The organism is Chryseobacterium sp. 2TAF14, assembly GCF_052115105.1.
Taxonomy (GTDB): Bacteria; Bacteroidota; Bacteroidia; order Flavobacteriales; family Weeksellaceae; genus Chryseobacterium.
Window position 1 is genome coordinate 1 of sequence record NZ_JBFRGA010000159.1, and the last position, 6,564, is coordinate 6,564.

Here is a 6,564-nt window from a genome sequence, read left to right on the forward strand (position 1 = left end):
AGTCCTGGTTGCAGCGACATCCTTTTTTGCGTTGGCTTGAAAAGCGATGAAAAAAAGATACAGCCCTTCGACAAGCTCAGGATAAACTACAAGCAGGTTCCCGGCTCCTGATAATTTCAAAATTAAAAACTTCCATCACCCAGCTTCTAACTTCCCACATTTTCACTATTTTTGCAATTCAGACGTAAAAATTATGGCAAAACAAGAAGATGTTTTCAAGAAAGTGATTTCTCACGCTAAAGAATATGGTTTTATTTTCCCTTCGAGTGAGATCTATGACGGTTTATCCGCTGTTTATGATTATGGACAGAATGGTGCAGAACTGAAAAATAATATCAAACAATATTGGTGGAAAGCGATGGTACAGCTTAACGAAAATATTGTAGGTATTGATTCAGCGATTCTGATGCACCCTACAACCTGGAAAGCTTCGGGCCACGTTGACGCATTTAATGATCCTTTGATTGATAATAAAGATTCTAAAAAACGTTTCAGAGCAGACGTTTTGGTGGAAGATTATTGTTTAAAAATTGAAGAAAAAGAGAAAAAAGAAATTGAAAAAGCAGCCAAAAGATTTGGTGAATCTTTCGATAAAGCTCAGTTTGAAACAACAAATCCTAAAGTTTTAGAATACAGAGCAAAAAGAGAAGCTATTCTTTCAAGGCTGGCAAAATCTCTTGAAAATGAAGATCTTGCTGATGTAAAAGCTTTAATTGAAGAGCTGGAAATTGCTGATCCGGATACCGGTTCTAAAAACTGGACGGAAGTAAGACAGTTCAACCTGATGTTCGGAACCAAATTGGGTGCATCCGCAGATTCTGCGATGGATCTTTATTTAAGACCGGAAACGGCTCAGGGTATTTTCGTTAACTTTTTGAATGTTCAGAAAACTTCACGTCACAGACTTCCGTTTGGTATTGCACAAATCGGAAAAGCATTCAGAAATGAAATTGTTGCAAGACAGTTTATTTTCAGAATGCGTGAATTCGAACAGATGGAAATGCAGTTCTTCGTTGCTCCGGGAACAGAACTTGAATTCTACGAACAATGGAAGCAAAAACGTCTGAACTGGCATTTAGCTCTTGGTTTAGGTGATGACAATTACAGATTCCACGATCATGAGAAACTAGCGCATTATGCAAATGCTGCAGCTGATATTGAATTTAATTTCCCATTTGGATTTAAAGAATTGGAAGGTATTCACTCAAGAACAGATTTCGATTTGAAAGCTCATGAAGAATTCTCAGGAAGAAAGCTTCAGTTTTTTGATCCTGAAAGAAACGAAAATTATGTTCCTTATGTAGTGGAAACCTCAGTAGGTTTAGACCGATTATTCTTATCAATTTTCTCTCATTGTTTAAGAGATGAAGTGTTGGAAGACGGCTCAGAAAGAACAGTTTTATCTTTACCTCCGGCTTTAGCACCAATTAAAGCAGCCATTCTTCCATTAATGAAAAAAGATGGTTTAGCTGAATATGCTGAAAAAATATTTGATGATTTGAAATACGATTTCAACTTATTCTACGAAGAAAAAGATGCGATCGGGAAACGTTACAGAAGACAGGATGCGATCGGTACTCCTTACTGTATCACCATCGATCACGATTCTTTGACGGATCATACGGTAACGATAAGAGACAGAGACACGATGCAGCAGGAAAGAGTTCCGGTTTCTGAATTGAGAAGAATTATCGACGAGAAAACAAACTTCAGAAATTTGCTTTCTAAAATATAATGAAAAAGCCCTGAAAAAATCAGGGCTTTTTTAATGCTTGGTTTTAAAATTATTTTAAATTTGTTTAAGATCAAACGCATATGGTAATTCTTATTTATCTCATCATTTTTTTGGCTGTTGTAGCAATTCTTTTCTATTTTTCGGGATATGCTTATATTTTTAATGGTATCTCTAAAACTTATCTCCGTGGGAAATCGAGCGCCCATATTGATGACGGGAAATTTTTTGCAAGCAACATCATTCACACCACCAAACCTGTTCTTTGGGATGAACATTCTGATTACAATAAAAAAGATTTACCTAAAAACATCGTTGATGATTTAACCCAATCAAACACAGCGTCATTTTTAGTTATAAAAAACGGAAAATTATTGCACGAACAATACTGGAAAGGCTATACAGAACTTTCAAAAACCAACTCATTTTCTATGGCAAAAGCTGTGACCGTGATGCTTTTCGGGAAAGCTTTAGAAGAAGGAAAAATAAAGAATATTGATGTTCATTTTTCTGAATTTTATGATGAATTTAAAAATAAGCCTTTCGGAAAAGATTTAACATTAAAGCATCTTGCACAAATGGAATCAGGCTTAAACTGGGCTGAAAATTATAAGAATCCTTTTCTTCCAAACGCAAGAGCATATTACGGAAAAAGTCTTATAAAAGCTACATTTCCGAGACCGTTCAAAGAAAAACCGGGAGAAAGATTTGAATATCAAAGCGGCTCTACCCAGCTTTTAGGCTTTGCGGTAAAAAAAGCAGTCGGTCAATCATTATCAAGCTATTTATCTGAAAAATTCTGGATTCCTTTAGGCATGGAACAAAATGCAGACTGGAGCGTAGACGAAAGCGGAATGGAAAAAACATATTGCTGCATTCACTCCAATTCGAGGGATTTTGCAAAACTCGGACAGCTATTTTTAGATGACGGAAAAGTAGGAAACGAGCAGATTTTAAATTTAGATTTTATCGAACAGATGAGAACACCCACTGAAAAATCTGATGAAATCTACGGAATGGGATTCTGGATTAACCACGACAACCCAATAAAGCATTATTATTTCTTAGGTTTGCAGGGTCAATATATTATTATGATTCCTGAACATAAAATGGTGATTGTAAGAACAGGAAGCTACAATAATCTTCCAAAAACAGACAGAGGAAGACCGGATCAGGTAAAGTTTCTGGTGAATGAAACGGTGAAATTGTTTGCTTAATATTAAGGTTGAGACTGAAGTTTAGGTTTAAAACATTTTTAACCATTAAGTTTAATTAAATTATTAAGATAAAAAAGGTTTAAGGGATTTCTAAAGAAATTTCTGAATTCATATTTATATGAATCTTAAAAACACTTACAAACTAAAAAATCTTAATGTTTAAATTCATTTAAATAAAAAATTATGAAAAAATACAACTCTTTAGTAGATGAATATATTGAGAAATCTCCGGATTTTTCAAAACCTGTTTTGAATCGGTTTCGGGAGATCGTTCATGAATGTTATCCCGACATGGAAGAAGCGATCAAATGGAAGTTTCCCACTTTTATGTATAAAGGAAAAATCCTTTGTTCGATGGCTTCATTTAAACAATATTGCAGCATGGGTTTCTGGCTTCATGAAGAAATGAAAACCCTGAAAACTCTTGAAACCGACGTTGAAAAAACCAACATGTTCAGTCTGGGAAAGATTACCAGATTAGAAGAGCTTCCCTCAAAACCTCAGCTTAAAAAAATTATTCTTGAGGCAATGGAACTTACAGATATGGGAGCTACCTTAAAAAGAGCAGCCCCAACAAAAACAGAAACCGCAGTTCCCGATTATTTTCAAAATGTATTAGACCAGAATAAAAAAGCTTTAGAAATTTTTCAAAAGGCATCCCCATCTTTTAGAAAAGAATACATCAACTGGATTATTGATGCCAAAACGGAAACTACCCGCAATAAAAGAATAGAACAAGCCATTGAATGGATTTCTGAAGGAAAAGGCAGAAACTGGAAGTATGAGAAGAAGAAATAATTTGAATGGATGATTGGTGATGGAAGCTGGATGTTTACAGCTTTGAAAACATTTTTTTAAAGTTTAAACTAAATTTTTAGTGGAATCTGAAATTGGCTTCGGGAAGCGTATTATTTTTCAGAAAAGCTTCGTATTCGGGTGACATTTGCGCACGTCCGAAGGTGTTTTGTCCGCTCATACTTCCGAGGCGCACTTTATCTTTCCCGTATTTTTTATTCATCGCATCCATCGCTTTCATTACCGGCAAATGCTGATTTTGAGTGTCTTCTTCAAACAAATTAATAAGCCGTTGATCTTCCGGAACAAAGTCATTGACAATTACACCCGCTTTTTTATAATGAAAACCTTCTTCAAAAATAGATTCAAACAGATCATTCACCACCCTTCCAATAAGAATAGATGAATTGGTGGGGTTTGGAAGGATTTGAGTTTTAGCATTTCTGTATTCAGGCAAATCTTTTCTGAAACGGTTGGTCTGTACAAAAACCGTTACCATTCTGCAGCAGGTATTTTGCTTTCTCAGTCTTTCAGAACAGTACATTCCGAAGGTTTCTACACGCTCTCGTACATCTTCTTTTTTGGTGAGCATTTCCATAAAACTTCTCGTTACTGCAATCGATTTTTTTGGAGACGGCGCATCTAATTCCAACTGACGGATTCCTTTCAGCTCATTAATCATTCTCACCCCATGAATTCCCATTATTTTGCGAACCCACATTTCCGGTTTTTGGAGCAAATCCCACGCTTTATAAACGCCGTTGTCATTCATTTTTGCACCAAGCTTTCGACCGATTCCCCAAACATCACCGATGTTGAGCCATTTTAAAGCTTTTTCAATTTTTTCAGGAGTATCTAAAATATAAACTCCATCTTTAAATTCTTCCGGAAATTCTTTAACAATTCTATTCGCAACTTTACATAATGTTTTTGTAGGAGCAATTCCTATACTTACAGGAATATCAATTTCGAATTTAATTTTTTTACAAATTTCAATACAATAATCATAAATATTGATGTATTTAAAACCTGTTAGATTTAGAAACAGCTCATCAATGCTATAAACCTCATGCTCTGCAACATACGATCTTGCAAGCTCAATCACTTGCTGGCTTTTAAAATTATATAATTCAAATTTTGCAGAAAAGCTCTTTACATCATGCTGCTTAAAAAGTTCTTTATACTTGAATGCAGGAGCCGCCATCGGAATACCCAGATCTTTTGCTTCCTTACTTCGGGACACAACACATCCGTCGTTGTTGGAGAGTACCACAACGGGTTTGTTTTCAAGCGAAGGATCTAAAGTTCTTTCGCAGGAAACAAAAAAATTATTGCAATCTACTAAAGCGTACATGATATGAAAACAGCTGTTTGAAAGTACAAATCTATGACTTTTAAAACAGAATTTCATGTTTGACAAAAACTTTAACACCCTATTTAATTATTTAAAAATCAATTGGTTAAATAATTAAAAACACGTCATGTTTTGTCGCATCAATGTATTAATCAGTGTTTGCAGTAATTTTATTTTTTAATTTAAAATGTTACTTTTTATTCTCAACACGTCAAGTTTTGGCGTATTGCCGGTCTACATTTGCTTCAAAAGAAATTTTAAAATTATGGATAAAGTAACCTTACAAAGAATTGAAAAATTACATCCTTTTGTGAGGGAGGAAGTAAAGCAAATCATTAAAGAATGTGATGAGGCATTAACCGGAAAAGCCAAGATAAGAATCACCCAGGGACTTCGAAGCTTTGAAGAACAGGAAAAACTGTACGCCATCGGAAGAATCACGAACGGGAAAAAAGTAACCAACGCCAAAGCCGGGCAAAGCATTCATAACTACGGATTAGCTGTTGATATTTGTCTGATTATCGACAAAAAAACAGTGAGTTGGGATACCGCAAAAGACTGGGACAACGATCAGGTTGCCGATTGGTACGAATGCGTAAAAATTTTCGCAAAATACGGTTGGGAATGGGGCGGAAACTGGAAAACTTTCAAAGACCTTCCCCACTTTGAAAAGAAAAATTTTCCGGGTAAAAGAGGCTTGGTAAAAACGAGCTGGAGAGCGCTTGCAAAGCTGAAAAGAGATGAAGAAAATTATGTTATTTTTTAATATTTATTTTTTGAAAATAATTATAACACGTCAACTTCTGTCGCCTCCCGCTCCTATCTTTATTCTACCAAAATAACAGTAGAAAAATGAAAAAAACAACCCTACTTTCTTTAGATGGAGGCGGAATAAGAGGCATCATTACCTGTATTATTTTACGCTACATAGAAGAGCAGCTGCAGATAAACGATAAGCCGAGCGCAAAGCTTGGAGATTATTTTGATCTGGTTGCAGGAAGCAGCACGGGAGCATTGATCGCTTCGATTATTTTGTGTCCCGATGAGCACAGAAAAGCAAAATATTCTATTCAGAAAGGTCTGGAATTGTACTCTGAAAAAGGAGGCGACATCTTTCAGGTTTCTTTTTGGGAAAAACTGATCAACCCTTTTGGATTGCTGAATGAAAAAATTTCTCAGGAAGCTCTTGAAAAAAACCTCAGCGAATTTTTTGGAAATTTAGAATTAAAAGAACTTATAAAACCTTGTTTAATTACAAGCTATGATATAGAAAACCGGAGAGCAAAATTATTCAATTCCTGGAAAGCCAGTTTGAGCACAGATAATTTTTATGTGAAAGACGTTTGCAGAGCCACTTCGGCAGCACCCACTTATTTTAGTCCGGTTCAGATCAGATCAATGTACGGACAGATTTTCAGCTTAATTGACGGCGGAATGTTTGCTAATAATCCGGCACTCTGTGCATA

The 6,564-nt window shown here is 35.5% G+C and carries 6 protein-coding genes; 5 read left to right on the forward strand and 1 reads right to left on the reverse strand.

The features are described from left to right. Positions 1-193 precede the first annotated feature (193 nt). The 3 genes from AB4Y90_RS14205 to AB4Y90_RS14215 all read left to right on the forward strand — a co-directional run bounded on the left by AB4Y90_RS14205 (position 194) and on the right by AB4Y90_RS14215 (position 3,747). Complete coding sequence (locus tag AB4Y90_RS14205; protein WP_441558199.1) at positions 194-1,735, forward strand: glycine--tRNA ligase; 1,542 nt, start codon at positions 194-196, stop codon at positions 1,733-1,735. An 80-nt stretch (positions 1,736-1,815) separates the two neighbouring features. After that, entirely contained in the window at positions 1,816-2,949 is a 1,134-nt protein-coding gene (locus tag AB4Y90_RS14210) for a serine hydrolase domain-containing protein (protein ID WP_441558200.1), read from the forward strand. A 183-nt stretch (positions 2,950-3,132) separates the two neighbouring features. After that, positions 3,133-3,747, forward strand: a complete 615-nt coding sequence (locus AB4Y90_RS14215) for a YdeI/OmpD-associated family protein (RefSeq protein ID WP_441558201.1) — start codon at positions 3,133-3,135, stop codon at positions 3,745-3,747. Positions 3,748-3,823: 76 nt separating this feature from the next. On the opposite strand, the gene AB4Y90_RS14220 is transcribed toward AB4Y90_RS14215, so the two are convergent. After that, positions 3,824-5,098: a Y-family DNA polymerase gene (locus AB4Y90_RS14220; RefSeq protein ID WP_441558202.1), complete on the reverse strand. Its 1,275-nt coding sequence runs from the start codon at positions 5,096-5,098 to the stop codon at positions 3,824-3,826. Between the two features lie 265 nt (positions 5,099-5,363). Here AB4Y90_RS14220 and AB4Y90_RS14225 point away from each other — a divergent pair, with 265 nt between their 5' ends. Both AB4Y90_RS14225 and AB4Y90_RS14230 read left to right on the forward strand, forming a co-directional pair. Beyond that, positions 5,364-5,864 carry a M15 family metallopeptidase gene (locus AB4Y90_RS14225; RefSeq protein WP_441558203.1) on the forward strand — a complete coding sequence of 167 codons (501 nt, stop codon included), beginning with the start codon at positions 5,364-5,366 and terminating at the stop codon, positions 5,862-5,864. Positions 5,865-5,950: 86 nt separating this feature from the next. Then, the coding region (locus AB4Y90_RS14230) for a patatin-like phospholipase family protein (protein WP_441558204.1) at positions 5,951-6,564 on the forward strand (614 nt) is incomplete at its 3' end.